Raw genomic sequence first — 24,677 nt, forward strand, 5'->3', positions numbered from 1 at the left:
GAATCTTGCTTAAAATCCTCACCAATGGAAAGCATCGATAAGTTCGACCTCGCAATTCTGCAAGAACTGCAGGCCGACGGTCGCCTCACCAACGCCGAGCTTGCGCAACGCGTGGGGCTCTCGGCCGCGCCCTGCTGGCGCCGGGTGCGGGCACTCGAGGAGGCGGGCGTCATCAAGGGCTACCACGCCGAGATCGACCGCCACAAGATCGGGCTCGGCGTGCTTGCCTTCGTGCGCGTGGACACCGAGCGCGTCACCCACGAGGCCACCCGCAAGCTGGAGGACGCGATCCGCAGGATGCCCGAGGTGGTGGCCTGCCACTACATCAGCGGCACCGGCACCTTCGAACTCCAGGTGGTGGCGCAGGATCTCGACAGCTTCTCGTCCTTTGCGCGCCAGCAATTGATGAACCTGCCGAACGTGAAGGACCTCCACACCAGTTTCTCGCTGGGCGAGGTGAAGGCGAGCAGCGCGCTGCCGCTGGGGCATCTGGCACGCTGAGTGCATGCGGCGACGCGGCCGCCCGATAGCGACAGCCTAAAATCCCCGCCCACCAACTCCCGCCGGACGGCGAAAAACAAGGACCTCGAATGAATCTCCTCCGCCGCGCCCTGGCCCTTGGCCTCGCAGCCGCCACGCTCGCATTCAGTGCCCAGGCTCAGAACCGCGAACTCACCGTGGCCTCCAGCGCCACCTACGCGCCCTTCGCCTTCGAGAACAAGGACAAGCAGATCGTCGGGTTCGACATCGACATCATCAACGCCATCGCGAAGCAGCAGGGCCTGAAGATCAAGATCGTCAACACGCCTTTCACCGGCATCTTCGGCGCGCTGAACAACGGCGACGTCGACCTCGTCATCTCGGGCGTGACCATCAACGAGAAGCGCAAGCAGAGCTACGACTTCACGCCGCCGTACTTCGCGGCCCGCCAGCTGATCGCGCTGCCGAAGAACAGCAAGGTCGCCTCGCTGAAGGACCTGGCCGGCAAGAAGATCGCCGTGGTCAGCGCCTCCACCGCCGACGACATCGCCTCGCGCGAGTTCGGCAAGACCAACCCCGACATCCGCCGCTTCGAGAGCACGCCGCTCATCATTTCCGAGCTGGCCGGCGGCGGCGTCGATGCCGCCATGGGCGACAACGGCGTCATCGCCTATCGCGTGGCGCAAAACCCCGACCTGAAGACGCTGGACGACAAGTCCTTCCCCGAAGAGGGCTTCGGCATCGTCGTGAAGAAGGGCGACAAGGCCCTGCTCGACAAGCTCACGGCCGGCCTCGCGGCCATCCGCGCCGACGGCAGCTACGCGACGATCTACAAGAAGTGGTTCAACAAGGACCCGAACGTCCGCTGAGCCGCACCCCACCTGTGATCCGATCACGGCCGCCACGATGCGGCCGTTTGTTTTTTGAGTTTGACGCGATGAAGCGGAGGCGATAGATGGAACAACCAGTTCTTCTTTTCGGATGGTTCCGATGGGACATCCTGGTCGAATACAAGGACCTGTTCTGGCAAGGCGCCTGGATGACGCTGCGCATGACCGTGGTATGCGTGCTGCTGGGTTCGAGCTGGGGCCTGTGCCTCGCGCTCGCTCGGCTCGCGCATCCGCGCCACGCACCGTGGACCTGGGTCGCGCGCTTCTTCCTGCGCTGGCCGGCCACTGTGTACGTGAGCTTCTTCCGCGGCACGCCGCTGTTCGTGCAGATCCTGCTGATCCACTTCGCGGTGATGCCGGTGTTCATCCACCCGACGACGGGCATCCTGATCGACGGCGAGCTCGCGCGCACGCTCAAGCAGGAGCACGGCGCACTCATCTCCGGCGTGGTGGCGCTCACGCTCAATTCGGCGGCCTACATCTCCGAGGTGTTCCGCGCCGGCATCCAGTCGATCTCGCGCGGACAGTTCGATGCGGGCCGCTCGATCGGCTTCTCGCCCGCGCAGGTGATGCGCTACGTGGTGCTGCCGCAGGCCTTTCGCCGCATGCTGCCGCCGCTTGGCAACAACGCGATCGCGCTGCTGAAAGACACGTCGCTGGTCTCGGCCATCGGCCTGGCCGAGCTGGCGTACGCGGCGCGCACCGTGGCGGGTGCCTACGCGCGCTACTGGGAGCCGTACCTCGCGATCTCGGTCATCTACTGGGTGATGACGCTGGTGCTGACCACCATGCTGAGAAGGCTCGAGCACCGCCTGGCGCGCAGCGATAGAACCTAGGCACACCCCCCAGGCTTCGCGCACTTCGTGTCGCTTCGCCACCCCCCTTGCAGGGGGCAACACCTGAGGCCCGGCAAAGCCGGTTCCTCGGTGTTCGCGGAATGGCGGGATCGCGAAGCCTGCAGGCGCCGGGGCCAAAATAGCGCCACATGCCACCCATATCCCCCGAAGAGACACCGATCCCGCCCGTGCGGCCGCAGCCGGCGAAGCTCGCGGCCCTCGTGCCGCTCCAGCTTCCCGTGTTCCGCATGCTGTGGAGCACCTGGCTCGTCGCCAACATCTGCATGTGGATGAACGACGTGGCCGCCGCGTGGATGATGACCTCGCTGACCACCTCGCCGATCTGGGTGGCGCTGGTGCAGTCGGCCTCCACGCTGCCGGTGTTCCTGCTGGGCCTGCCCAGCGGCGCGCTGGCCGACATCCTGGACCGCCGGCGCTGGCTGGTGGCCACGCAGTTCTGGCTGGCCGGCACGGCCATCGTGCTGTGCGCGGCGCTGGCGCTCGACCTCATGACCGCGCCGCTGCTGCTGGCGCTGACCTTCGCCAACGGCATCGGCCTGGCGCTGCGCTGGCCGGTGTTTGCGGCCATCGTGCCCGAGCTGGTGCCGCGCCCGCAGCTGCCGGCCGCGCTGGGCCTGAACGGCATCGCGATGAACGCCTCGCGCATCGTCGGCCCGCTCACGGCCGGCATGCTGATCGCGAGCGCAGGCACCGTGTGGGTGTTCGCGCTGAACGCGGTGCTGTCGGTGGCCTCGGGCTTCGTGGTGCTGCGCTGGCGGCGCGAGCACACACCCAACCCGCTGGGCCGCGAGAAGCTCGTCAGCGCGATGCGCGTGGGCGTGCAGTTCGTGCGGCAGTCGCAGCGCATGCGCGCGGTGCTCACGCGCATCTCGATCTTCTTCTTCCACTCGACCGCGCTGCTGGCGCTGCTGCCGCTGCTGGCGCGCAACCTCGAGGGCGGCGGCGCCGGCACCTTCACGCTGCTGCTGGCGGCCATGGGCTCGGGCGCGATCGTCGCGGTGCTGTTCCTGCCGCGGCTGCGCCAGGCGATGGGGCGCGACCAGCTGGTGCTGCGCGGCACGCTGCTGCAGTCGGGCGCCACCGCCGTCATGGCCTTCGCGCCGAATGCATGGGTCGCGGTGCCGGCGATGTTCTTCGGCGGCATGGCATGGATCACGGTGGCCAATTCGCTGTCGGTGTCGGCCCAGCTCGCGCTGCCCGACTGGGTGCGCGCGCGCGGCATGTCGATGTACCAGATGGCGATCATGGGCGCGAGCGCGATCGGCGCAGCGCTCTGGGGCCAGGTGGCCACGGTCACCACGCTGGTCGCCAGCCTGTGCGTGGCTGCCGTCAGCGGCACGCTGCTGATGCTCGCCGCGCTGCGCTGGGTGACCGACGTGAGCGGCGAGGACGACACCAGCCCCGCCCAGGCCGGTTGGGCCGCCGGCCCGCCCGCCGAGGCGCCGCAGGAAGACGGCCGCGTGGTCATCACAGTGGAATTCATGATCGACCCGGCCCGCGCCCCCGCCTTCCACCTCGTGATGCAGCAGACCCGCCGTGCGCGCCTGAGCCAGGGCGCCATCGGCTGGGAGCTGCTGCACGACATTGCGCAGCCGGAACGCTATGTGGAGCAGATCGTCGACGAATCGTGGACCGATCACCTGCGCCGCTTCAACCGCGCCACCGCGAGCGACATGGCGCTGCGCGAGCGCCGGCTGGCGTTCCACCTGGGCGAGTCGCCGCCGGTGGTGACGCGCTACGTGGTGCGGCGCTGAGCCGGGCCGCCGCCCGCGCCGCCATCAGTGGAAGAACGTCATCCGTGTCAGGAAGGTGTGGCCGGCCTCCGCCGCCATCAACCACACCAGGACCAGCAGGCACAGGGGCGGCACCAGGATGGCATAGACCAGCGACAGCCGCTCCCAGGCCATGTGCATGAAGACCGAGACGATCAGCCCCGCCTTCAGCAGCATGAAGACAATGATCAGGGTCCAGCGCAGGTACCCATGGAAATGGAAGTAGTCGACCAGGTACGACATCGTGCTGAGCACGAACAGCAGCCCCCAGATCTTGAGATAGAGGCCGATCGGATGTTGTTGGCCGGTGTCGGGGTTCATGGTCGTCCTCACCAGAGATAGAACAGCGCGAAGATGAAGACCCACACGAGGTCCACGAAGTGCCAGTACAGCCCGGCGATCTCGACGATCTGGTAGTTGCCCTTCTTGTCGTAGTCGCCGCGGATCAGCTTGAAGGCCACGGTGAACAGGAAGACCACGCCGGCCGACACGTGCAGCCCGTGAAAGCCCGTGATCATGAAGAAGGTCGAGCCGAACTGCGCCGCGCCCATCGGGTTGCCCCAGGGCCGCACGCCTTCATGCAGGATCAGCTTGGACCACTCGAAGGCCTGCATGCCGACGAAGAGTTCGCCGAGGGTCGCGGTCACGATCATCAGCGTGGCGGCGTTCACGCGGTCGCGGCGGTAGGCGAAATTGACGGCCATCGCCATCGTGCCGCTGCTGCTGATGAGCACGAAGGTCATGATCGCGATCAGCAGCAACGGGACGTCGGCGCCCGCCACGTGGAGCGCGAACACCTCGCTCGGGTTGGGCCACGGCACGGTGGTCGAGGCGCGCACCGTCATGTAGCCGGTCAGGAAGCAGCTGAAGATGAAGGTGTCGCTGAGCAGGAAGATCCACATCATCGCCTTGCCCCACGAGACGTGGAACGCCTGGCGATCGGAAGACCAGTCGGCAATCAGCCCGCGCCAGCCGCTTGCGGCAAGGGTCGGATTCAACGGCGTTGCCGCGATGGTTGCGGTGTTGTTCATGGATGCCTCCTCAGGATGTGCCGCAGACGAAGCGCGCCACCTCCGGCGTCACCCACCCCAGCAGCGCGAACAGCACCAGCCACACCGCCAGCATGAAGTGCCAGTAGCGCGCGCACAGCGCGATGCGCCATGCGGCCCTGGCGGGATCGGGCCATGCGGCGTGCGCCGTCCAGGCCCACCCGACCAGCCCACCTGCCAGGTGGAGCCCGTGCATCGCGGTCAACAGATAGAAGAAGCTGCCCGCCGGATTGCCGGCCGGCATCACCTGCGCGCTCAGCAGCGCCTGCCAGGCCCACAGCTGCACGCCCAGGAAGCCCACCGCGCAGAGGCCTCCCGCCAGCAGCAGGCGGCGCGCCCGCATCGGGTCGGCGCCGCGCGATGCGCCACCGGCCCCTTGCAGCGCCACGCTGCCCGCCACCAGGAGCGCCGAGCTGAGCCAGAGCTGCCACGGCAGCGCGATCGTCATCGAGTCGTCGCCGCTCATGCGCATCACGTAGGCCACGATGAAGAGCGAGAACAGCGCGGTGGCCACGCCCATGAAGACCCACAGGCCGATGCTGGCCGCGCTCGCGCGCGCATCGCGGGGCCGGCCGCCGCGGACGCTCCAGGCGGCAACCGCGGTCGTCAAGAGACCTCCGTGCTGCGCACTGCGGTGCGAGCTTGCTTGGGAACGGCCCGGCGCTGCGCTCATGCCGGCGCTCCCCGGACCTCGCTCTGGCCTTCCGGCTCGGGCTCCCCGGCCCCGGCCTGCGGCGGCGCGTTCTGCGCGATGAAATCTTCCGCCGCGCCCGGCTCTCCATAGGCATAGGCCCACCGGTAGACCACCGGCAGCCGCGGCCCCCAGTTGCCGTGGCCCGGCGGCGTGGCGGGCGTCTGCCATTCGAGCGAGGCGGCACGCCATGGGTTGGCCTCGGCGGGCCGGCCGTGCCAGGCGCTCCAGGCCAGGTTGGCGATGAACAGCAGCTGGGCCAGGGCGATGATCATCGCGATCACGGTGATGACTTCATTCAGGCTGAACGCCGACGGCGGAATGAACTTGTAGCCATCGAAGTTGTAGTAGCGCCGCGGCATGCCCAGCACGCCAAGGTAGTGCATCGGGAAGAAGACCGCGTAGGTGCCGAGGAAGGTGATCCAGAAATGCACCCGGCCAAGCCGGTCGTCGAGCATGCGGCCCGTGACCTTGGGGAACCAGTGGTAGATGCCACCGAACACCACCAGCAGCGGCGCCACACCCATCACCATGTGGAAGTGCGCCACCACGAAATAGGTGCCCGAGAGCGGGATGTCCACGCTCACGTTGCCGAGGAACAGGCCGGTCAGCCCGCCGATGAGGAAGGTGCAGAGGAAGGCCAGCGCGAACAGCATCGGCACCGTCAGGTGGATGTCGCCGCGCCACAGCGTCAGGATCCAGTTGTAGACCTTGATCGCGGTGGGCACCGCGATGATCAGCGTGGTGGTCGCGAAGAAGAAGCCGAAGTACGGGTTCATGCCGCTCACGAACATGTGGTGCGCCCAGACCACCACGCTGAGCGCGCCGATGGCGACGATGGCCCACACCATCATGCGGTAGCCGAAGATGCACTTGCGCGCGTGCACGCTGATCAGGTCGGAGACGATGCCGAAGGCCGGCAGCGCCACGATGTAGACCTCCGGATGACCGAAGAACCAGAACAGGTGCTGGAACAGCAGCGGGCTGCCGCCCTTGTAGCCCGTCACCTGGCCCATCGACACCAGCGCCGGCATGAAGAAGCTGGTTCCCAGCGTCCGGTCGAGCAGCAGCATCACGCCGCTGACGAACAGTGCCGGAAAGCCGAGCAGCGCAAGGATGGTGGCGACGAAGATGCCCCACACCGTGAGCGGCATGCGCAGCAGCGTCATGCCTTCGCAGCGCGCCTGCAGCACGGTGGTCACGTAGTTGAGGCCGCCCATCGTGGTCGCCACGATGAAGATGAGCAGCGACACCAGCATCAGCACGATGCCGCCCGCATGGCCCGGCGTGCCGGGCAGGATCGACTGCGGCGGATACAGCGTCCAGCCCGCGCCGGTCGGTCCGCCCGGGACGAAGAAGCTCGCCATCAGGACCACCACCGACAGCAGGTAGACCCAGAAGCTCAGCATGTTGAGGTAGGGAAAGACCATGTCCCGCGCCCCCACCATCAGCGGGATCAGGTAGTTGCCGAAGCCGCCGAGGAACAGCGCCGTGAGCAGGTAGATCACCATGATCATCCCGTGCATGGTCACGAACTGGTAGTAGCGCTCGGCATTGATGAATTCGAACTGGCCCGGAAAGCCCAGCTGCAGCCGCATCAGGTTGGACAGCACCACGCCCACCACGCCCACCGCGATGGCGGTGCAGGCGTACTGGACGGCGATCACCTTGTGGTCCTGGCTCCAGACGTAGCGGGTCAGGAAACTCCGCGGCGCGGGGTGCCCGGCGTCGTCGGCGTGGGGCATGGCCTGCCCCGTGGGCGAAGAAGAGTTCATCGCGCAGCCTTCTGTTCGGCGGCAGCCTGCGCCGGCGGGCTGCCCAGACTCTGGATGTAGGCCACCAGCGCGGCCAGTTCTTCATCGGTCATTTCGATCTTGGGCATGACCGGCGGGAAGCCCTTCACATGGCGGGCCTGCGGATCGCGGATGAAGCTGCGCAGATAGGCTTCGTCGACCAGCGCGGTGGAGCCGTCCGCCATCGTCTCGGTCTTGCCGTGCAGGCCCTTCCAGGTCGGCCCCACGCGCGGGCTGCCGTCGATCGTGTGGCAGGCCACGCAGCCCTTGGCGTCCGCCAGCGCGCGGCCCTGCTCGACGCGTGCGCCGCCGCCTGCCACAGAGGCGCCGGCCGGCGCCTCGGGCGCCTTGGCCTGCGACTTGGCGAAGCTCGGCAGCGCCGCGTACCAGGCCTTGTAGTTCGCCGGGTCCTCCACCACCACGTAGCCGCGCATGTTGGGATGGCCCACACCGCACAGCTGCGCGCAGAGCGCCTCGTAGCGGCCCGCGACGCTCGGGGTGAACCAGAAGCGGCTGACCTGCCCCGGCACCATGTTCATTCGGGCGCGGAACGGCGGTACGAAGAAGTCGTGCAGCACGTCGTTCGAGCGCATCAGCACCAGCACCGGCTTGCCGAGCGGCAGGTGCACCTCGTCGCCTGGGATCAGGAGGTCGTCCTGCCCGGCGGGGTCGCCCGGGTCGATCCCGAACGGATTGGTGGCGCTGACGAAGCGTGCGTCGCTCGCGCCCAGCTTGCCGTCCGGCCCCGGGAAGCGGAAGCGCCATTGCCACTGCTGGCCCAGCACCTCCAGCACGAGGGCGTCGCGGGGCTCCCTGACGTAGTTCGCGTACACCACGAGGCCGGGCGCCAGCAGCGCCATGATGCCGACGGTGGTGCCGCCGATCAGCCAGCGCTCGAGCTTCCTGTTCTCGGGCTCATGCGCCGCCCGGTGCCCCTCGCGATGGCGAAAGCGCACCAGCATGTAGGCGACGAACACGTTGATGACGACGAAGAAGATCCCCGTGATCACCAGCGTGATGGTCAGGGTGTCGTCCATCGGCTGCCAGTTCGAAGCCAGGGGCGTCGTCCACCATGGATTGAAGACGTGGAACAGCACCGAGCCGAGCACGATGAGCAACAGGGCGGCGGCCATGATCATGTGCGGTCCCTCGGCTCGGCATCATGGGTTCAGGGCTCATTCGCGCTTCAGAGAAACGCCGGGATTCGCGGCTCTTCGCCCTCGAACCGGGCCTCGGGATGCGCAGACTGCAGCAGCGCCTCGATGTCCCGCACGCGCGAACGCGGCAAGTCCACCATCAGCAGGATCTGTCCCTGCGCGATGGCGCCCTCGAAACGCTGCAGCCTGGGACTGGGGATGGAAATGCCGATCATGCTGGCCGACCAAGTGCCGACCACGCCACCCACGACGGCCACCAGCACGGCCACTTCCCATTCGGGGTCGTCGCCGAAGATCGGAAACATCAGGGCAGCCATGAGGCCGACGACGATGCCGCAGGCGCTGCCGACCGCCCACCCGGTCTTGGCTGCGTGGACCACGTCCGAGGTCTGCCACACGTTGGCCGCATGGAGCCCGGCCATGTCCATGCCTTCCGGTCCGGCGAAATGAATGCGCGCAACGTCGACGCGCGCCCGCACCAGATCGTCCATCGCCCGCCTGGCGCTCGCCAGGTCCGGCATCAGCCAGTAGATGCGTCTCTTCATAGCGTCCCCTTTCCGCCTTGCGACAAGCCGAGGAAACATGAACGACTTATATGCCCAAGGAGAGCCGCCATCAAGGGGTGCTGCATTCGGCGGCCGCGGCGTGGGTAACCCGCCAATCCATCTTTTTTTGACCGAATGGATGATTTAGATCATCATCCCCGCTCCTACTGCCCGTCACCACGAGGTACGCCACGATGAACCCGGTCCCCTTGCGCAGCCGTTTCTGGTCCGACCTGACCAGCGAAGAGTTCTCCCGCCTCGACCGTGAACGGCTCATTGCCGTGCTGCCCGTGGGCGCGACCGAGCAGCACGGCCCGCACCTGCCGATGTCGACCGACACCGCCACCATCGACGGCATGGTGCACGCCACGCTGCCGCACCTGCCCGACGACCTGCCGGTGCTGTTTCTGCCCACCGTGCCCTACGGCAAGAGCAACGAGCATTCGCGCTATCCGGGCACGCTCACGGTGTCCGCCAACACGCTGATCACGCTGTGGAAGGACATCGGCGCCTGCGTCGCGAAGGCCGGTGTGCGCAAGCTGGTGCTCTACAACAGCCACGGCGGCCAGATGAGCGTGATGGACATCGTTGCGCGCGACCTGCGCGAGGAACACGACATGATGGTCGTGGCCGCCAACTGGTACACGCTGGGCCTGCCCGAGGGCCTGTTCACCGCGCACGAGGGCCGGCACGGCATTCACGCCGGGGATCTCGAAAGCTCGGTCATGCTGCACCTCGCGCCCGACTGCGTGCGCAAGGACCGGTTCCAGAACTTCAGCTCGATGACGGAGCAACTGGCCGCCGAGAACAAGTTCCTGTCGATCACCCCCAGCGGCAAGCTCGGCTGGCAGATGCACGACATCAACCCCGCGGGCGCAGCCGGCGACGCCACGCGCGCCACGGCCGAAAAGGGCGCCGCCGTGCTCGACCACGTGGGCCGCCGCTTCGTCGAGTTGCTGCAAGAAGTCGACCGCTTTCCGCTCTCGCGCCTCGCCAACGAACCGGCCTGGAAATGATGTCCGTCCCCACCCCACCGCCCCTGGTCACCCTGCGCAACGTCAGCAAGCGTTTCGCCAACGGCACGCTCGCGTTGCAGGGCATGTCGCTCGACATCGGCGAGCACGACTTCATCAGCTTCCTCGGCCCCTCGGGCTGCGGCAAGAGCACCGCGCTGCGCCTCATCGCGGGGCTGACGCGGCTCAGCTCGGGCGACATGCACTGGTCGGGCGCCAACACCGGCAAGACACAAAGCGACCGCGACCTGGGCTTCGTGTTCCAGGAGCCCACGCTCATGCCCTGGGCCAAGGTGTTCGACAACGTGTGGCTGCCGCTCAAGCTCGCCGGCATGAGCCGCGACGCAGCGGCGCCGGTGGTGCAGCAGGTGCTCGAGATGGTCGGCCTCTCGCGCTTTGCCGACGTGTATCCGCGCGAGCTCTCGGGCGGCATGAAGATGCGCGTGTCGATCGCGCGCGCGCTGGTCACGCACCCGCGCCTGCTGCTGATGGACGAGCCCTTTGCCGCGCTCGACGAGATGACGCGCATCAAGCTCAACAACGATCTGCTCGCCATCTGGCGCGAGCACCGCTTCTCGGTGGTGTTCGTCACGCACAGCGTGTACGAGTCGGTGTACCTGTCGAACCGCATCGTCGTGATGGCGGCGCGCCCGGGGCGCGTGATCGACGAGATCCGCATCGACGAGCCCTACCCGCGCGGCGAAGAGTTCCGCACATCGAGCCGCTACAACGCGCATTGCACGGCGGTGTCCCAATCCCTGCACGGAGCGCTGCATGGCCTCGACATCGATCACTGAGCCCGTCGCCCTTGCGGACGCCAATGCGGATGCGGTGCCCTCCGAGGCCGCGCTGCGCGCCCACGAAGACAAGCTGCGCCGCCGCGAGTCGATGCTGCGCATCGTGGCGCCCGTCGTCATCATCGCGGCGCTCCTGCTGCTCTGGGAATGGACCGTGCGCGCCAACAACATCCCGCACTACATCCTCCCCGCACCCTCGCTCATTCTTCGCACGCTGTTCGACAACTGGGATTCTCTCTCCAGCGCCCTGTGGTTCACGATCAAGCTCACGCTGCTCGCGCTCGGTGCGGCCATCGTCGGGGGCGTGCTTCTGGCGATCGCGTTCGCGCTCTTCAAGTGGGTGGAAATCGGCCTGTTCCCCATCGCCGTGATCCTGCAGGTGACGCCGATCATCGCGATCGCGCCGCTGATCCTGATCTACGTGTCGAACACCACCGCGGCGCTGCTGCTGTGCGCGTGGATCGTGGCCTTCTTTCCGATCCTGTCGAACACCGTCATCGGCCTGAAAAGCGCCGACAGCAATCTTCGCGACCTGTTCCAGCTCTACAAGGCCTCGCCGTGGCAGACCTTCCGCTACCTGCTCGCGCCCAGCGCGCTGCCGTACTTCATGGCGGGCCTGAAGATCGCGGGCGGGCTGAGCCTGATCGGCGCGGTGGTGGCCGAGTTCACGGCCGGCACAGCGGGCAAGGAAACGGGGCTGGCCTCGCGCATTCTCGAGTCGAGCTTCCGCACCGAGATTCCGATGATGTTCGCGGCGCTGCTGCTGGTGTCGTTGTTGGGCATCGTGATCTTCATCGTGTTCGCCGCCCTGTCGCGCCTCGTGCTCGGCCACTGGCACGAAAGCGAGATGCGCCGTGAGAACTAGGCTCGCCCCCAGTCTTCGCGCACTTCGTGTCGCTTCGCCAACCCCCTACCGGGGGCAACACCAGCGGCCCGGCAAAGCCGGTTCCGCGGTGTTCCCCGAACAGAGACGACAGGAAGTCCCATGAACTCCGTGCCTGCCGGATGCGACGGAACCAGCGCGCCTGCCGCCGACTGGGACGCAATGCGCAATGACCTGCGCGGCCTCAATGTGATCACCGCGCCGGCGCAACGCAAGCAGCTGTCGAAAGACTTCTACTGGTACAGCCCCATCCTCACCGCGCAGCTCGCGGGCTGCGTGGCCGACCTCGTCGTCAAGGTCAGCACCGAGGACGACGTGCGGCAGGCGGCTGTGGTTGCGGCCAAGTGGAAGCTGCCGCTCACCGTGCGTGCCGGCGGCACCGGCAACTACGGCCAGTGCGTGCCGCTCGAAGGCGGCATCGTGCTCGACGTGACGCAGATGTGCCGCGTGCTCGACATCCAGCCCGGACGCATCCGCGTCGAAGCCGGCGCGCGCATGCACGACATCGACCTCGCGGCGCGCGAGACCGGCCAGGCGCTGCGCATGTGGCCCTCGACCTGGCACGTGGCCAGCATCGGCGGCTTCATCGCGGGCGGCTTCGGCGGCATCGGCTCATTCCGCCACGGCATCCTGCGCGACCCCGGCAACCTGCTGCGCGCGCGCGTGATGACGGTGGAGCGCGAACCGCGCGTCATCGAGCTGCATGGCGACGAGATCCAGCAAGTGCACCACGCCTACGGAACCAACGGCGTGATCCTCGACGTCGAGGTCGCGCTGAGCCCGGCCGTCGAATGGGTGCACTGCACGGTGCTGTTCGAAACGTACCGCGGCGCGCTAGCCTTCGCCGTCGCGGCGCAGGCGCCCGCGCTCGACATCTTCCTGCTGTCCACGGTCGAGGCGCGCTTCTCGCCCTACTACACGGCCATGCGCGACCGTTTTCCTGCCGACCGGCATGCGGTGTTCGCCATGGTCTCGCCCGGGTCGATGGCGGACTTTCGTGCGCTGGCCGATGCACAGGGCGGCACGATCTCGGTCGCCGGCACCGAGGCCGAACTGCTCGCCGACGGCTTGCCTCCGGCCTACGAGTGCGCGTTCAACCACACGACGCTGCAGGCTCTGAAGGCCGACCGCAGCTGGACCTACCTGCAGGTTGCCTACGCCCAGCCCTTCGACCCGTCGGTGGTCGAGCGGCATCTGCAAATCTTCGGCGACGACGTGCTGCAGCACCAGGACTTCGCGCGCGCCAATGGCGAGTGCGGCACCTTCGGCATCCTGCTCGTACGCTGGAAGGGCGAGGACCACCAGTACGAGCTGATCCGCGAGATCGAGTCGCAGGGCGGCTGCAAGATCTTCAATCCGCATGTCGTCACCATCGAGGACGGCGGCATGAAGACCATCGACACGCAGCAGATCGAGTTCAAGAAGCGCAGCGATCCGATGGGTTTGATGAACCCCGGAAAAACGCGTGGCTGGTCGTCCGACATGGCCCGCGACCGCTGAAAAAGAATAGTCTTCGCATCCCGTACTTTCCCAAACCTCCACAGGAGCACGTCCCCATGCGCATCCCCGCCTTCCATCTCCGCCCGTTGGCCTTCGGCCTGGCGCTGACCGCAGCCTTCGCCGCGCAGGCGCAGGAAAAAGTGGTATTCGCCACCAACTGGAAGGCGCAGGCCGGCCACGGCGGCTTCTACCAGGCGCTGGTGGACGGCACCTACAAGAAATACGGCCTCGACGTCGACATCCAGCAGGGCGGCCCGATGGTCAACAACCGGCCGATGCTGCCGGCCGGCAAGGTCGACTTCCTGATGACCGGCAACCTGCTGCAGTCCTTCGACAACGTGAAGAACGGCGTGCCCACCGTGGTCGTCGCGGCCTTCTTCCAGAAAGACCCGCAGGCCATGTTCGCGCACCCGGGCCAGGGCTTCGACACCTTCAAGGACATGGCCAAGGCGCCCGTGGCCTTCATCGGCAAGGACGGCCAGTTCAGCTTCTGGCAGTGGATGAAATCGGAGCACGGCTTCAAGGACTCGCAGCTCAAGCCCTACACCTTCAACGTCGGCCCCTTCCTGGCCGACAAGAAATCGATCCAGCAGGGCTATGCGATTTCGGAACCGCTGTCGATCAAGGCCCAGGCCGGCTTCGACCCGGTGGTGCAGCTGCTGGCCGACAACGGCTTCTCGACCTACTCGACCACCGTCGAGACGCGCGCCGACCTCATCAAGAACAAGCCCGAGACGGTGCGCAAGTTCGTCGAGGCCTCGATCATCGGCTGGAACAACTACCTCTACGGCGACAACAAGGCGGCCAACGAGATGATCGCCAAGATCAACCCCGATTCGCCCGTGGCCGCATCGCAGGGCTCCATCGAGCTGATGAAGAAGATGGGCATCGTCGACAGCGGCGAATCGCTCGCCAAGGGCATCGGCGCGATGGACGAGGCGCGCGTGAAGGACTTCTACGACAAGATGGTCAAGGCCGGCCTGTACAAGCCGGGCGAGGTCGACCTGTCGAAGGTCGTCACCACGCAGTTCGTGAACAAGGGCGTCGGTGTCGACGTCCGCAAGAAGCTGACGGGCAAGTAGGCGGCTTCGTTTTTCCCGTGGGTCGCGCGGGGCTTGCGCCGGGGTCAGATGCCGGCGCCTGGGTTGCCATAAGGTACTGCGCGGCCTTTTATCCCCTGGGCTCTGACCCCGTCTCGCCAGCAACAAAGAAACGCTGAGCGAACCGGCCCTCAACCATGAAAACGTTAGTCATCCACTGCCATCCGAACCCCGACAGCTTCAACCACGCGCTCTACCGCACCGCGCTCGAAGCGCTCCAGCCGCGGCACCCCGTCAAGGCCATCGACCTGTACGCCGAGGGCTTCGACCCGACGCTGACCCGCGAAGAGCGCATCGCCTACCTCGACAACCCCGACCTGATCCGCGAACGCGTGAAACCCCACGTCGAGGCGCTGCTGTGGGCCGAGCACCTGGTGTTCGTGTTTCCGACCTGGTTCCACGGACCGCCGTCGATGCTCAAGGGCTGGCTCGAACGGGTGTGGCTGCCGGGCGTGGCCTTCCTGCCGGCGCAGCGCAAGGGGCAGATCGCGAAGTCGGGGCTGCGGCACATCCAGCGGCTCACGGTGGTGACCACCGGCGGCTCGCCGCGCTGGTTCGTGATGATGATCGGCGACCCGGGCCGGCGGCTGTTCACGCGCGCATTGCGCGCGCTGTTCGCATGGCGCTGCAAGGTGACGTGGCTGCAGCTGCACGACATGAACGCCGTGACTGCAAGCGACCGCAGCCACTTCATCGAGCGCGTGTCGCGCAAGCTGGGCAGCATCTAGAGAACGCAGAAAGCAGGGAGACACATCACCATGAGCCTCGAACGCACGCTCACCGTACGCGTCGAACGCATCTCGCGGCAGACGCCTGAAATACTGGCCTTCGAACTGGCCCATCCGTGGGGCCGGCCGCTGCCTTCCTACGAGGCCGGCGCGCACATCGACGTGCACATGCCTGGTGGGTTCTCGCGGCAGTATTCGCTGGCGCGCGCGCCTTACGGCGCCAACTCGTACGTGATCGGCGTGAAGCGCGAACTCGACAGCCGCGGCGGCTCGGCCTCGATGCATGAGCGCGTGCGCGAAGGCGACCTGCTCGCGATCAGCGCGCCGCGCAACACCTTTCCGCTGCGCGAGGAGGCCGCGCACCATCTGCTGATGGCCGGCGGCATCGGCATGACGCCGCTCCTGGCGATGGCGCAGGCGCTCGCGGCGCGCGGCGCATCGTTCACGCTCTGCGTGTTCGCGCGCAGCGAGGAGCACCTGGCCTTTGCCGGCGCGCTGCGCGACCCCGCGCTGGCGCCGCATCTGCGGCTGCATCTCGACCAGGGCGACGCCTCGCAGCGTATCGACCTGCGAGCGCTGCTGGCCCGACCCGCACCTGGCACGCACCTGTACGTGTGCGGCCCCGGCGGCTTCATGCAGGCGGTGCGCGACGCGGCCGCGCACTGGCCCGAAGACGCGCTGCACGCTGAATATTTCGCCGCACCCACCGATGCCGGTACCCCAACCGGCCTGCCCTTCACGCTGAAGCTCGCACGGCGCGGCATCAGCGTGCCCGTTGCCGCAGACCAGACTGCCGTCGACGCGCTGCACGAAGTCGGCATCGACATCCCCGTGTCGTGCCAGCAGGGCCTGTGCGGCACCTGCGTGGTCGAGGGCGACGGTGCAGGCGCCGAGCATCGCGACTTCTGCCTCACGGGCAGCGAGCGCCGCCACAAGGTCGCCCTGTGCTGCTCGCGCGCCAAGGGGCAGGAACTGGAACTCCAGCTGTGAGCGCGCGTCCTCCCATCAACGAAGAAGGCGACGGCGAGGCGCCCGCCACGCGCGGCCGCTCGCGCAAGTACACGCAGGTGCTCGGCCTCATCAACCAGGCCGCCATCGAAGTGTTCGCCAGCGAGGGGCTGGCCGGCGCATCGACGCAGGCCATTGCCGACAAGGCCGGGCTCTCGAAGGCGCAGTTGCACTACTACATAGAGAGCAAGGAAGCGCTGTATCGCCAGGTGCTGCAGGACATCCTCACCGACTGGATCGTGGTGTTCGGCTTCAGCGACGAGGCCTTCGGCCCGCGCAAGGTGCTGGGCGACCTGATCCAGCGCAAGATGATGTTCTCGTTCGAGCACCCGCTGCGCTCGCGCATCTTCACCGCCGAGATGTTGCGCGGCGCGCCGGTCATCGACGACATGATGGACACGAGCAAGCAGCGCACCGACCAGGCCGCCGCCGTGATCCAGAACTGGATGAACCAGGGCCTGATGGACAAGGCCGACCCGATGCTGGTGCTGTTCCACATCTGGGCCGTGACGCAGTTCTATGCCGACCACGCCACCCAGGCCGCGTACTTCCGCAACGTGGCCCAGCAGGGCGACGACAAGGACCGGCGCTACCTGATCGAGCAGGTGACGGAGTTCCTGCTGAAGGGCGCGGGCGTCAAGTAGAAGGCGAGCGCTGGGGCAGGTACATGGTGGCTTCGACTTCCACCAGCACTTCGTCCCCCGGCAAGAAGCGCGACACCTCCACCACCGTGCTCACCGGCGGCTCGCCCGGATAGAACAGGCCGCGCACGCGGTTGTAGAACGCGTAGTGCGGCAGGTGGCGGAAGTACTGCACCAGCTTCACCACGTCTTCCATCGTGCCGCCATGCTCGGCCGCGATCTGGCGGATGCGCTCGAGCACGAACCAGCTCTGCGCGACGATGGGCGCCTCGAACACGTCGACCGACATCTGCCCCGTGGCGTAGCCGACACCCTGCAGCGCGGTGCGTGCGGCCTCGGTAATCGCGTCGTAGCCTGCGACTGCGCGGCGCGTGGCGGGGTCGACCGCGACCACGCCGCTCATGAAGACGAAATCGCCCACGCGCCTGGCGGCGGCGTAATTGGCCATTGGCTTGCCCATGCTCATTGTGTTTTCTCCAGTACCCGGCCGGCGCGGATGACGGTGCGTTGCCGTCCGCGCGGGCCGATGAGTTCGTGTTCGTCGGTTGCCGCCAACACCAGCAGGTCCGCCGGGCAGCCCGGCGCGATGCGCCCGTCCCATGCGAGCCCCAGGGCTTTCGCGGGGCTCACGGTGACGGCGTCGAGCCAGTCGGAGGCCGGGGCCAGGTGCGCCATCTGCACACCAAGGCCGAAGGTCTCCAGGAGGTCGTAGCTGCCGTAGGGGTAGAAGGCGTCCTGCACGTTGTCGGTTGCCAGGCTTGCACGCAAGCCCCATGCCGCCGCCTCGCGGATGCGCGTGATGCCGCGCTGCACGGGCGTGCGGTCCCAGGCGCCTTGCAGGTAGAGGTTGGTGGTGGGCAGCGCGACGAGGTGAATGCCCGCGCCGGCGCACAGCGCCAGTGTTTCATTGGCAACTCCATCGCCCTGCACCGACAGCGAGCAGGCATGGCCGCAGGCCACGCCGTTCCTGAAATTGCGCGCACGCACCAGTTGCGCGATGCTGCGCAGACCGCTGGCTTCGGCGTCGAGGCCTTCGTCGACATGGAAGTCGAGCCCCAGCCCGTGCTGCTGCGCGAGGTCGAACACGCGCCCGAGCTTGTGGACGATGCCTTCGTTGCGGTAGACGAACGCGCCGAGCACGCCGCCCGCACGCTTCACCTCGCATGCGATGCGCTCGCCGGCGGCAAGGTCGGCGAACAGGTCGAGCGGCGTGAGCGAAACGAACTGCAGCTCGACGCGGCCACGCCATTCTTCGCGCAGTGCCTCGAACACGGGCAGGGCGGCGGGCGGCTCGGGCTGCACCCAGTCGAGGTGCGTGCGCAGCGCGCGCGCGCCCGATTGCCATGCGTCGTGCAGCGCGCGCTCCATGCGCAGGCGCAGCGACTCGCCGGTCCAGCTGTCGCGGTGCTTGTTCATGCGGTCGATGGCGGCGAACAGATTGCCCTGCGCCGCACCCACGTCCTGCACGGTGTAGTTCTTGTCGATGTGCGCATGCGCCTCGACCAGTGCGCTCAGCAGCGTGCCGCGCGCGTGCTGCTGTTGAGCGCTGGCCACGACGGACCCGACCCTGTCGCCGGCCAGCGTGACGTCGAACAGCTGCGCATCGCCCGCCGCGAAACCTCGCAGCGGCACTGGAATGCGCAGCGCTTCGAGCTTCATGCGCGCTGCTGCAAGGCGCGCAACCAGCCGAGCCCGGCCGAGGTGCCGCCCGGCTCCGAACCGCGGCGCGGCCGGTATTCGCAGCCGACCCAGCCCTGCCATCCGCACCGCGCCGACACCTCGTCGATCACGTCGAACAGGTACGGGTAGTTCTGCTCGCCGATGTCGGGCTCGTGACGCTCTGGCACGCCGGCGATCTGGATGTGGCCGACGCGGCCGGTGGGCAGGTACTTGCGGATCTTCATGGCCACGTCGCCTTCGACGATCTGACAGTGGTACAGATCCATCTGCACCTTGAGGTTCGGTGCGCCGACGGCCTCGACGATCTCGTGCGCCTGGTCCTGGCGGTTGAGGAAGAAGCCCGGAATGTCACGCGTGTTGATCGGCTCGATCAGCACGTCGCGGTTTGCCTTGGCAGCTTCGGCCGCGGCCCAGCGCAGGTTGTCCAGGTACACGGGCCGCAGCGCATCGCGCTCCAGGCCTTCGGGCACGAGGCCGGCCATGACGTGGATGCGGGGGCAGTCGAGCGCCACGGCGTAGTCGATGGCCCTGGCGATGCCTTCGCGGAACTCGGCCTCGCGTCCGGGCAGGCAGGCCAGGCCGCGTTCGCCGCCGTTCCAGTCGCCGGGAGGGCCGTTGAACAGCACCTGCTGCAAGCCGTTGTGCTTCAGCCTTGCGAGGATCTCGTCTTTCGAAAAGTCGTACGGGAAGAGGTACTCCACGGCCTTGAAGCCGTCTTTCGCGGCGGCGTCGAAGCGGTCGAGAAAGGCGAGCTCCGGATAGAGCATCGAGAGGTTGGCGGCGAATTGGGGCATGGGGGTGTTTCTACTACCAGCGCGCCCCGAAGGTGCGGCGCAGTTCATCGATCTGTTCGGCGTTCAGCGGTGCAGGCCTTGCGGCGCTCGCAAGCATTTGAAGCCGGGCGGTTTCCTCTAGTTCCTCGAGCACGGCCATGGCGGCGGCCGGCGTGTCGTGCCAGACATTGGGGCCCAGGCGCGCGAGCATCACGGCACGGATCGGCGTGCCGGCAGCGCCGAGGCGCTCGACGGCCTGCGCCACCTGTTCGGCCGCTTCGGGTGCGCCGGGCCGGTGGTACGGAATGACCGGCACGTGGCCGACCTTCATCACGAAGTACGGCGTGAGGGCGGGCAGCAGCTCGTCACCCGGGTTGTTCAACGTGAGCGCCACGCAGTGCGTGCTGTGCGTGTGGATCACACAGGCCGTGTTCGGATCGAACTTGCGAGCGGCTGCGTAGATTCGCGTGTGCAGCGCGATGGTCTTGCTCGCGCGGTCGCCGCTGGTCTGCTGGCCTTGCGCATCGAGCCTGGCCAATCGCGCCGGGTCGAGAAAGCCGAGGCATGCGTCGGTCGGTGTGATCAGGAAGCCGTCGTCCAGCCGCACGCTGATGTTGCCGGCCGTGGCATGCACGTAGCCGCGCTCGAACAGGCTGCGGCCGACGCGGCAGATTTCTGCGCGGGCTTCGTTCTCGGTCATGCGAGCACTGTAAAGGCCTTGGTGAAGAAATCGTCACTGCCGAAGTTGCCGGACTTCAGTGCGATGTGCACACCCGTCTCGGGCGCGACGTCGGAGCGCGCGTGGCACCACGGCACACCGGGGTCGATCTGCGGGCCGATCTGCATCTGCGCAATGCCGAGCGCCTGCACACAGGCGCCGGAGGTTTCGCCGCCGGCCACCACCAGCTGATGCACGCCGCGTTCGACCAGGCCGCGCGCGATGGCTGCAATGGTGCGTTCGACCATCGCGCCGGCCTCCTCGACACCGAGCCTGCCTTGCACCGACTTCACGGCGCCGGCTTCGGCGGTCGAGTAAACGAGCACGGGGCCCTTGTTGATCAAGGGCGTGGCCCAGGCCAGCACTTCGGCGGCAACGTCCACACCCGCCGCAATGCGCAGCGGGTCGATGGCCATCGCCTGGCCGCCGCGCTGGATGAAATCGAGCACCTGCCGGTTGGTCGCGAGCGAGCAGCTGCCCGAGACTACCGCCGTCTTGCCACCGGCCTTCGGCAACGCACTGGCTTGCGACGACGGCGCGAGCCCGAAGTTGGCCGGCAGGCCGATGGCCACGCCCGAGCCTGCGGTGAGCAGCGGCATCTTCGCAAGCGCCGGGCCCATGCGCAGCAGGTCGTCGTTCGACACCGCGTCGACGATGGCGATGCCCACGCCCTCGGCCTTCAGCTGGGCGATGCGCTCGTCGATGGCGGCCGCGCCGCGCGCCACCACCGCATAGTCGATCAGTCCCACCTTGCGTTTGCACTGCGCCTGCAGCACGCGCACAAGGTTCGGGTCGGTCATCGGCGTGAGCGGATGGTTCTGCATGCCGCTCTCGTTGAGCAGCACGTCGCCCGCGAACAGGTAGCCCTTGAACACGGTGCGCTTGTTGTCGGGGAAGGCGGGCGTGGCGATGGTGAAGTCGCAGTTCAGCGCGTCCATCAGCGCCTCGGTCACGGGGCCGATGTTGCCCTGCGCCGTGCTGTCGAAGGTGGAGCAGTACTTGAAGTAGATCTGCCGCGCGCCCTGCGCCTGCAGCCAGGGCAATGCGTCGAGCGACTGCGCGATGGCCTCGGCCGGCGCGATGGTGCGCGACTTGAGGGCGACGACGACGGCATCGACGTCGGCATCGAGCGGGCCTTCGGGCACGCCGATGGCCTGCACCACGCGCATGCCCGCGCGCACGAGGTTGTTGGCGAGATCGGTGGCACCGGTGAAATCGTCGGCAATGCAGCCGAGCACGAGCTTGGCCATGGCTCAGCCCTTCACAGGCAGCTTCACGGCCTGCGCGTTCTCGCGAACGTAGTCGCGCAGGATGGCGTCGAAGCTTGCGTCGGCCTTCAGGCCCAGCGCCTCGGCGCGTGCCGCGTGGATGCGGCTGGGCCAGCTGGTGACGATCTTCGCGATGGCCGCATCGGGCTCCCAGTCGATGAGGCCGGTTGCCTCCTTGCCGGCGATGCGTTCGAGCGCCTGCGCCATCTCGCGCACGGTGGTCGTCAGCGCGGGCAGGTTGATGGCAGTGCGCGCACCCCATTCGGCAGTGCTGGCCGTGGCCGCGCGCACGATGCCCGCGACGGTGTTGCCGGGCGAGGCCAGCGCGACCGGCGTGTCGGGCGACACCGGGCAGCGCGCGCGCTCGCCGGCCAGCGGCTCGCGCAGCATGCCGCTCAGGAAGCTGGAGGCCGCGCCGTTGGGCCGGCCGGGGCGCACCGACACCGTCATGAGCCGCACGTTGCGGCCCTGCACGAAGCCCTTGCGCGTGAAGTCGGCCACCAGCTGCTCGCCGATGAATTTCTGGATGCCGTAGCTGTTCTGCGGCGTCGGCAGCGTGGTGTCCTCGATCACGGCCGGCAGGCGCTGTTCAGGCGAATCGCCGAACACCGCGACCGAGCTGGAGAACACGAACACCGGCGAGTGGCCCGCGCGGCGCGCGGCTTCGAGCAGGCCGCGCGTGGCGTCGAGATTGCTGCGCATGCCGAGGTCGAAGTCGGCCTCGCATTCACCGCTGACGGCGGCGGCGAGATGGAACACGAGCTGCGTCTCGGCGATGGGCAGCGCGCCGCTGCCTAGTTGTTCGAGCAGGTCGCCCTGCACGAACTGGATGCGCGCGTCGCCGGCCAGGTCGGCGGGCGGCGGCACGCGGTCGGCCAGCGTGATGCGCGACACGGGCTGCGCGGCGCCGCCGGCCAGTGCGAGGTTGCCGCCCGCGAGCAGCGTGCGGGCGAGGCGGGCGCCGAGGAAGCCGCAGCCGCCGGTGATGAGGATGTTCATGCTGTGTGTCTCTGCTTTCTACTTCAGGCTTGTTTTTTCGGAGCCGGCACTTCGATGCCCGGGAAGATCTTGATGACCGCGCTGTCGTCCTCGCGCGCATAGCCCGCGGTCGAGGCCTGCATGAACATCTGGTGCGCGGTGGACGACAGCGGCAGCGGGAACTTGCTGGCGCGCGCCACGTCGAGCACCAGGCCCAGGTCCTTCACGAAGATGTCGACCGCCGACAGCGGCGTGTAGTCGCCCGCGAGCACATGCGCCATGCGGTTCTCGAACATCCAGCTGTTGCCCGCGCTGTGCGTGATGACCTCGTAGAGCGCGGCCGGGTCCACGCCTTCGCGCAGGCCCAGCGCCATCGCCTCGGCCGCGGCCGCGATGTGCACGCCGGCCAGCAGCTGGTTGATGACCTTCACCTTGCTGCCAGCGCCTGCCGAGTCGCCCAGGCGGTAGACCTTGGCGGCCATCGCGTCGAGCACGGCGCCGGCCTTCTCGTAGGCGGCGGGCGTGCCGGCGGTCATCATCGTCATCTGGCCACTCGCGGCCTTGGCGGCGCCGCCGGAGATCGGCGCGTCGAGGTACAGGATGCCCAGCTTCGCGAGGCGCGCCTCGAGCGCCACCGACCAGTTCGGGTCCACCGTGGAGCACATCACGAACAGGCTGCCAGGCTTCATCGACGCGGCGCATCCGGGCGTGGTGCCGTCGCCGAACAGCACCGACTCGGTCTGCGCGGCATTCACGACCACGCTGACCACGATGTCGCACTGCGCGCCGAGCGCGGCCAGCGTGCCGCAGGCCGTTCCGCCGTCGCGCGCGAAGGCTTCGGCCACCTCGCGGCGCACGTCGAACACGTGCGGCGCATGACCCGCGCGGCGCAGCGATTGCGCCATGCCGGCGCCCATGGCGCCGAGGCCCACGAGGCCGACGACTGGAAAGTTGGAGGAAGAGGTCATCAGGATGTTCTTTCGATCAGCGATTCACGAGTTGCTTCGGCGTGAGCCACACGCCGATGGCGCCGAGCACCAGCGCCGCGGCCAGCACGTACATGCCGATCTGCGTGCTGCCCGTCAGGTCTTTCAGATAGCCGATGAGGTACGGGCTCACGAAGCCCGCGAGGTTGCCCACCGAGTTGATGGCCGCGATGCCGGCCGCAGCCGCCGTGCCCGACAGAAAGGCGGTAGGCAGCGACCAGAACAGCGGCGCGCAGGTCAGCACGCCGGCCGCGGCGAGCGACAGGAAGGCGAGCGACACGGCGGTGTTCTGCGTGTACGAAGCCGCGACCGTGAAGCCGATGGCGCCCATCAGCGCGGGCACGATCAGGTGCCAGCGGCGCTCCTGGCGACGGTCGGCGCTGCGACCGAAGAGGTTCATCGCGACGATGGCGCAGACGAACGGGATCGCGCTGAGCAGCCCGATGTGGAGGTTGCCCTGCACGCCCGTGGCCTTGACCAGCGTGGGCAGCCAGAAAGTCAGCGCGTATTGGCCCATGACGAAGGCGAAGTAGATCAACGCCATCCACCATATGCGCACATCGCGGAACACGCCAGCCACCGAGTGCGGCCCCTTGGCGCCGTGCTCGGCATCGCGCGCTATCTCTCGCTGCAGCAGCGCCTTTTCCGCCGCGTTGAGCCAGCGTGCCTGCGCAATGCCGTTGTCGAGGTAGATCAGCACCATCACGCCCACGATCACGGCCGGGACGGCCTCGATGATGAACATCCATTGCCAGCCGCTCAGCGACGCCGCGCCGTGGAAGCTGTCCATGATCCAGCCCGACAGGGGGTTGCCGAAGATGCCCGCCACCGGAATCGCCGACATGAACACCGCGATGATCCGCGCGCGCCGGTGGGCCGGGTACCAGTGCGTGAGGTACAGGATCACGCCGGGGTAGAAGCCCGCCTCGGCCACGCCGAGCAGGAAGCGCAGGATGTAGAAGCTGGTCGGCGTCTTCACGAACATGAAACAGGCCGACAGCAGGCCCCAGGTGATCATGATCCGCGCGATCCAGATGCGTGCTCCGACGCGGTTGAGCAGCAGGTTGCTCGGCACCTCGAACAGGAAGTAGCCGAGGAAGAAGATGCCCGCACCCAGGCCGAACACGGTCTCGCTGAAGCCCAGGTCCTGCCCCATCTGCAGCTTGGCGAAGCCGACGTTGACGCGGTCGAGGTAGGCGACCACGTAGCAGAGCATGAGGAAGGGCACGAGGCGCCAGAACACCTTGGCGTAGGTGCGCTTTTCGAGCGCGGCATCGGCTGTGGCGGACGGCGCGGCGTGCGTGGCGCCGGCCGGGAGGGTGGAAGAAGTCATGAAAAGGTTTGTCCCGCTTGATTTGTCAGGTCATCAT

26 protein-coding genes are annotated in these 24,677 nt (G+C 67.6%); 12 read left to right on the top strand and 14 right to left on the bottom strand.

Going from position 1 to position 24,677, the window contains the following annotated elements:
- The first annotated feature begins 24 nt into the window (after positions 1-24).
- From ACCD11_RS12280 to ACCD11_RS12295, 4 genes are all read left to right on the top strand, one after another.
- Complete coding sequence (locus tag ACCD11_RS12280; protein WP_007829095.1) at positions 25-501, top strand: Lrp/AsnC family transcriptional regulator; 477 nt, start codon at positions 25-27, stop codon at positions 499-501.
- An 89-nt stretch (positions 502-590) separates the two neighbouring features.
- A complete protein-coding gene (locus tag ACCD11_RS12285; protein WP_056592998.1) occupies positions 591-1,349 on the top strand; it encodes a basic amino acid ABC transporter substrate-binding protein in 759 nt (252 codons plus the stop codon).
- Positions 1,350-1,435: 86 nt separating this feature from the next.
- A complete protein-coding gene (locus tag ACCD11_RS12290; protein WP_413314054.1) occupies positions 1,436-2,206 on the top strand; it encodes an amino acid ABC transporter permease in 771 nt (256 codons plus the stop codon).
- 149 nt (positions 2,207-2,355) lie between these two features.
- Entirely contained in the window at positions 2,356-3,981 is a 1,626-nt protein-coding gene (locus ACCD11_RS12295; RefSeq protein ID WP_007829101.1) for an MFS transporter, read from the top strand.
- Positions 3,982-4,005: 24 nt separating this feature from the next.
- Here the strand turns inward: ACCD11_RS12295 and ACCD11_RS12300 are convergent, their stop codons facing one another.
- Genes ACCD11_RS12300 through ACCD11_RS12325 form a run of 6 tightly spaced genes read right to left on the bottom strand, consistent with a single transcriptional unit; the run spans position 4,006 to position 9,234 of the window.
- Complete coding sequence (locus ACCD11_RS12300) at positions 4,006-4,320, bottom strand: cytochrome C oxidase subunit IV family protein (RefSeq protein WP_007829103.1); 315 nt, start codon at positions 4,318-4,320, stop codon at positions 4,006-4,008.
- Positions 4,321-4,328: 8 nt separating this feature from the next.
- Positions 4,329-5,030 carry a heme-copper oxidase subunit III family protein gene (locus tag ACCD11_RS12305; protein WP_413314055.1) on the bottom strand — a complete coding sequence of 234 codons (702 nt, stop codon included), beginning with the start codon at positions 5,028-5,030 and terminating at the stop codon, positions 4,329-4,331.
- 10 nt (positions 5,031-5,040) lie between these two features.
- Positions 5,041-5,658, bottom strand: coding sequence for a bb3-type cytochrome oxidase subunit III (locus ACCD11_RS12310; RefSeq protein WP_413314056.1), 618 nt, complete (start codon positions 5,656-5,658; stop codon positions 5,041-5,043).
- Positions 5,659-5,717: 59 nt separating this feature from the next.
- Positions 5,718-7,484 (bottom strand): cytochrome c oxidase subunit I, encoded by a 1,767-nt coding sequence (gene ctaD, locus ACCD11_RS12315; RefSeq protein WP_413314079.1) that lies wholly within the window; start codon positions 7,482-7,484, stop codon positions 5,718-5,720.
- 26 nt (positions 7,485-7,510) lie between these two features.
- A complete protein-coding gene (locus ACCD11_RS12320; RefSeq protein ID WP_413314057.1) occupies positions 7,511-8,671 on the bottom strand; it encodes a c-type cytochrome in 1,161 nt (386 codons plus the stop codon).
- A 47-nt stretch (positions 8,672-8,718) separates the two neighbouring features.
- Positions 8,719-9,234 carry a hypothetical protein gene (locus ACCD11_RS12325; RefSeq protein WP_007829115.1) on the bottom strand — a complete coding sequence of 172 codons (516 nt, stop codon included), beginning with the start codon at positions 9,232-9,234 and terminating at the stop codon, positions 8,719-8,721.
- 194 nt (positions 9,235-9,428) lie between these two features.
- Between ACCD11_RS12325 and ACCD11_RS12330 the strand changes: the two genes are divergently transcribed.
- The 8 genes from ACCD11_RS12330 (at position 9,429) to ACCD11_RS12365 (ending at position 16,907) form a co-directional block, all read left to right on the top strand.
- Positions 9,429-10,250 carry a creatininase family protein gene (locus tag ACCD11_RS12330; protein WP_413314059.1) on the top strand — a complete coding sequence of 274 codons (822 nt, stop codon included), beginning with the start codon at positions 9,429-9,431 and terminating at the stop codon, positions 10,248-10,250.
- Positions 10,247-11,044 carry an ABC transporter ATP-binding protein gene (locus tag ACCD11_RS12335; protein WP_413314060.1) on the top strand — a complete coding sequence of 266 codons (798 nt, stop codon included), beginning with the start codon at positions 10,247-10,249 and terminating at the stop codon, positions 11,042-11,044. The genes ACCD11_RS12330 and ACCD11_RS12335 overlap by 4 nt, the downstream gene beginning before the upstream one ends.
- Entirely contained in the window at positions 11,022-11,909 is an 888-nt protein-coding gene (locus ACCD11_RS12340; protein ID WP_007829124.1) for an ABC transporter permease, read from the top strand. Before ACCD11_RS12335 ends, ACCD11_RS12340 begins: the two co-directional genes overlap by 23 nt.
- 120 nt (positions 11,910-12,029) lie before the next feature.
- Positions 12,030-13,427: an FAD-binding oxidoreductase gene (locus ACCD11_RS12345; protein WP_413314061.1), complete on the top strand. Its 1,398-nt coding sequence runs from the start codon at positions 12,030-12,032 to the stop codon at positions 13,425-13,427.
- Positions 13,428-13,483: 56 nt separating this feature from the next.
- Positions 13,484-14,509, top strand: coding sequence for an ABC transporter substrate-binding protein (locus tag ACCD11_RS12350; protein WP_007829128.1), 1,026 nt, complete (start codon positions 13,484-13,486; stop codon positions 14,507-14,509).
- A 155-nt stretch (positions 14,510-14,664) separates the two neighbouring features.
- The gene (locus tag ACCD11_RS12355) at positions 14,665-15,255 is read left to right on the top strand and encodes an NAD(P)H-dependent oxidoreductase (protein WP_007829130.1); all 591 of its coding nucleotides are present in this window, start codon (positions 14,665-14,667) and stop codon (positions 15,253-15,255) included.
- Positions 15,256-15,285: 30 nt separating this feature from the next.
- On the top strand, positions 15,286-16,245 hold the full coding sequence (locus ACCD11_RS12360) for a PDR/VanB family oxidoreductase (RefSeq protein ID WP_413314062.1): 960 nt from the start codon (positions 15,286-15,288) through the stop codon (positions 16,243-16,245).
- Positions 16,242-16,907: a TetR family transcriptional regulator C-terminal domain-containing protein gene (locus ACCD11_RS12365; protein ID WP_007829134.1), complete on the top strand. Its 666-nt coding sequence runs from the start codon at positions 16,242-16,244 to the stop codon at positions 16,905-16,907. Before ACCD11_RS12360 ends, ACCD11_RS12365 begins: the two co-directional genes overlap by 4 nt.
- Here the strand turns inward: ACCD11_RS12365 and ACCD11_RS12370 are convergent.
- Genes ACCD11_RS12370 through ACCD11_RS12405 form a run of 8 tightly spaced genes read right to left on the bottom strand, consistent with a single transcriptional unit; the run spans position 16,900 to position 24,640 of the window.
- Entirely contained in the window at positions 16,900-17,370 is a 471-nt protein-coding gene (locus ACCD11_RS12370) for a RidA family protein (RefSeq protein WP_413314063.1), read from the bottom strand. The genes ACCD11_RS12365 and ACCD11_RS12370 overlap by 8 nt on opposite strands.
- A complete protein-coding gene (locus ACCD11_RS12375) occupies positions 17,367-18,563 on the bottom strand; it encodes an amidohydrolase family protein (RefSeq protein WP_413314064.1) in 1,197 nt (398 codons plus the stop codon). Before ACCD11_RS12375 ends, ACCD11_RS12370 begins: the two co-directional genes overlap by 4 nt.
- Positions 18,560-19,378, bottom strand: a complete 819-nt coding sequence (gene otnI / locus ACCD11_RS12380) for a 2-oxo-tetronate isomerase (protein WP_413314065.1) — start codon at positions 19,376-19,378, stop codon at positions 18,560-18,562. Before otnI ends, ACCD11_RS12375 begins: the two co-directional genes overlap by 4 nt.
- A 13-nt stretch (positions 19,379-19,391) precedes the next feature.
- On the bottom strand, positions 19,392-20,057 hold the full coding sequence (locus tag ACCD11_RS12385; protein WP_413314066.1) for an aldolase: 666 nt from the start codon (positions 20,055-20,057) through the stop codon (positions 19,392-19,394).
- Entirely contained in the window at positions 20,054-21,325 is a 1,272-nt protein-coding gene (gene otnK / locus ACCD11_RS12390) for a 3-oxo-tetronate kinase (RefSeq protein ID WP_413314068.1), read from the bottom strand. Before otnK ends, ACCD11_RS12385 begins: the two co-directional genes overlap by 4 nt.
- Positions 21,326-21,328: 3 nt before the next feature.
- Positions 21,329-22,342 carry a D-erythronate dehydrogenase gene (denD, locus tag ACCD11_RS12395; protein WP_413314069.1) on the bottom strand — a complete coding sequence of 338 codons (1,014 nt, stop codon included), beginning with the start codon at positions 22,340-22,342 and terminating at the stop codon, positions 21,329-21,331.
- Between the two features lie 23 nt (positions 22,343-22,365).
- Complete coding sequence (gene ltnD, locus ACCD11_RS12400) at positions 22,366-23,289, bottom strand: L-threonate dehydrogenase (RefSeq protein ID WP_007829147.1); 924 nt, start codon at positions 23,287-23,289, stop codon at positions 22,366-22,368.
- Between the two features lie 16 nt (positions 23,290-23,305).
- Positions 23,306-24,640, bottom strand: coding sequence for an MFS transporter (locus ACCD11_RS12405; protein ID WP_413314071.1), 1,335 nt, complete (start codon positions 24,638-24,640; stop codon positions 23,306-23,308).
- Between the last annotated feature and the right edge of the window lie 37 nt (positions 24,641-24,677).

Source organism: Variovorax sp. Varisp36, from assembly GCF_047304235.1.
Classification (GTDB): Bacteria; Pseudomonadota; Gammaproteobacteria; order Burkholderiales; family Burkholderiaceae_C; genus Variovorax.

What these genes read in the sequence shown, in the direction of transcription:
- ACCD11_RS12280 (WP_007829095.1), top strand. Translation starts at nt 25, where the DNA reads ATGGAAAGCATCGATAAGTTCGACCTCGCAATTCTGCAAGAACTGCAG.
- ACCD11_RS12285 (WP_056592998.1), top strand. Translation starts at nt 591, where the DNA reads ATGAATCTCCTCCGCCGCGCCCTGGCCCTTGGCCTCGCAGCCGCCACG.
- ACCD11_RS12290 (WP_413314054.1), top strand. Translation starts at nt 1,436, where the DNA reads ATGGAACAACCAGTTCTTCTTTTCGGATGGTTCCGATGGGACATCCTG.
- ACCD11_RS12295 (WP_007829101.1), top strand. Translation starts at nt 2,356, where the DNA reads ATGCCACCCATATCCCCCGAAGAGACACCGATCCCGCCCGTGCGGCCG.
- ACCD11_RS12300 (WP_007829103.1), bottom strand. Translation starts at nt 4,320, where the DNA reads ATGAACCCCGACACCGGCCAACAACATCCGATCGGCCTCTATCTCAAG.
- ACCD11_RS12305 (WP_413314055.1), bottom strand. Translation starts at nt 5,030, where the DNA reads ATGAACAACACCGCAACCATCGCGGCAACGCCGTTGAATCCGACCCTT.
- ctaD (WP_413314079.1), bottom strand. Translation starts at nt 7,484, where the DNA reads ATGCCCCACGCCGACGACGCCGGGCACCCCGCGCCGCGGAGTTTCCTG.
- ACCD11_RS12320 (WP_413314057.1), bottom strand. Translation starts at nt 8,671, where the DNA reads ATGATCATGGCCGCCGCCCTGTTGCTCATCGTGCTCGGCTCGGTGCTG.
- ACCD11_RS12325 (WP_007829115.1), bottom strand. Translation starts at nt 9,234, where the DNA reads ATGAAGAGACGCATCTACTGGCTGATGCCGGACCTGGCGAGCGCCAGG.
- ACCD11_RS12330 (WP_413314059.1), top strand. Translation starts at nt 9,429, where the DNA reads ATGAACCCGGTCCCCTTGCGCAGCCGTTTCTGGTCCGACCTGACCAGC.
- ACCD11_RS12335 (WP_413314060.1), top strand. Translation starts at nt 10,247, where the DNA reads ATGATGTCCGTCCCCACCCCACCGCCCCTGGTCACCCTGCGCAACGTC.
- ACCD11_RS12340 (WP_007829124.1), top strand. Translation starts at nt 11,022, where the DNA reads ATGGCCTCGACATCGATCACTGAGCCCGTCGCCCTTGCGGACGCCAAT.
- ACCD11_RS12345 (WP_413314061.1), top strand. Translation starts at nt 12,030, where the DNA reads ATGAACTCCGTGCCTGCCGGATGCGACGGAACCAGCGCGCCTGCCGCC.
- ACCD11_RS12350 (WP_007829128.1), top strand. Translation starts at nt 13,484, where the DNA reads ATGCGCATCCCCGCCTTCCATCTCCGCCCGTTGGCCTTCGGCCTGGCG.
- ACCD11_RS12355 (WP_007829130.1), top strand. Translation starts at nt 14,665, where the DNA reads ATGAAAACGTTAGTCATCCACTGCCATCCGAACCCCGACAGCTTCAAC.
- ACCD11_RS12360 (WP_413314062.1), top strand. Translation starts at nt 15,286, where the DNA reads ATGAGCCTCGAACGCACGCTCACCGTACGCGTCGAACGCATCTCGCGG.
- ACCD11_RS12370 (WP_413314063.1), bottom strand. Translation starts at nt 17,370, where the DNA reads ATGAGCATGGGCAAGCCAATGGCCAATTACGCCGCCGCCAGGCGCGTG.
- ACCD11_RS12375 (WP_413314064.1), bottom strand. Translation starts at nt 18,563, where the DNA reads ATGAAGCTCGAAGCGCTGCGCATTCCAGTGCCGCTGCGAGGTTTCGCG.
- otnI (WP_413314065.1), bottom strand. Translation starts at nt 19,378, where the DNA reads ATGCCCCAATTCGCCGCCAACCTCTCGATGCTCTATCCGGAGCTCGCC.
- ACCD11_RS12385 (WP_413314066.1), bottom strand. Translation starts at nt 20,057, where the DNA reads ATGACCGAGAACGAAGCCCGCGCAGAAATCTGCCGCGTCGGCCGCAGC.
- otnK (WP_413314068.1), bottom strand. Translation starts at nt 21,325, where the DNA reads ATGGCCAAGCTCGTGCTCGGCTGCATTGCCGACGATTTCACCGGTGCC.
- denD (WP_413314069.1), bottom strand. Translation starts at nt 22,342, where the DNA reads ATGAACATCCTCATCACCGGCGGCTGCGGCTTCCTCGGCGCCCGCCTC.
- ltnD (WP_007829147.1), bottom strand. Translation starts at nt 23,289, where the DNA reads ATGACCTCTTCCTCCAACTTTCCAGTCGTCGGCCTCGTGGGCCTCGGC.
- ACCD11_RS12405 (WP_413314071.1), bottom strand. Translation starts at nt 24,640, where the DNA reads ATGACTTCTTCCACCCTCCCGGCCGGCGCCACGCACGCCGCGCCGTCC.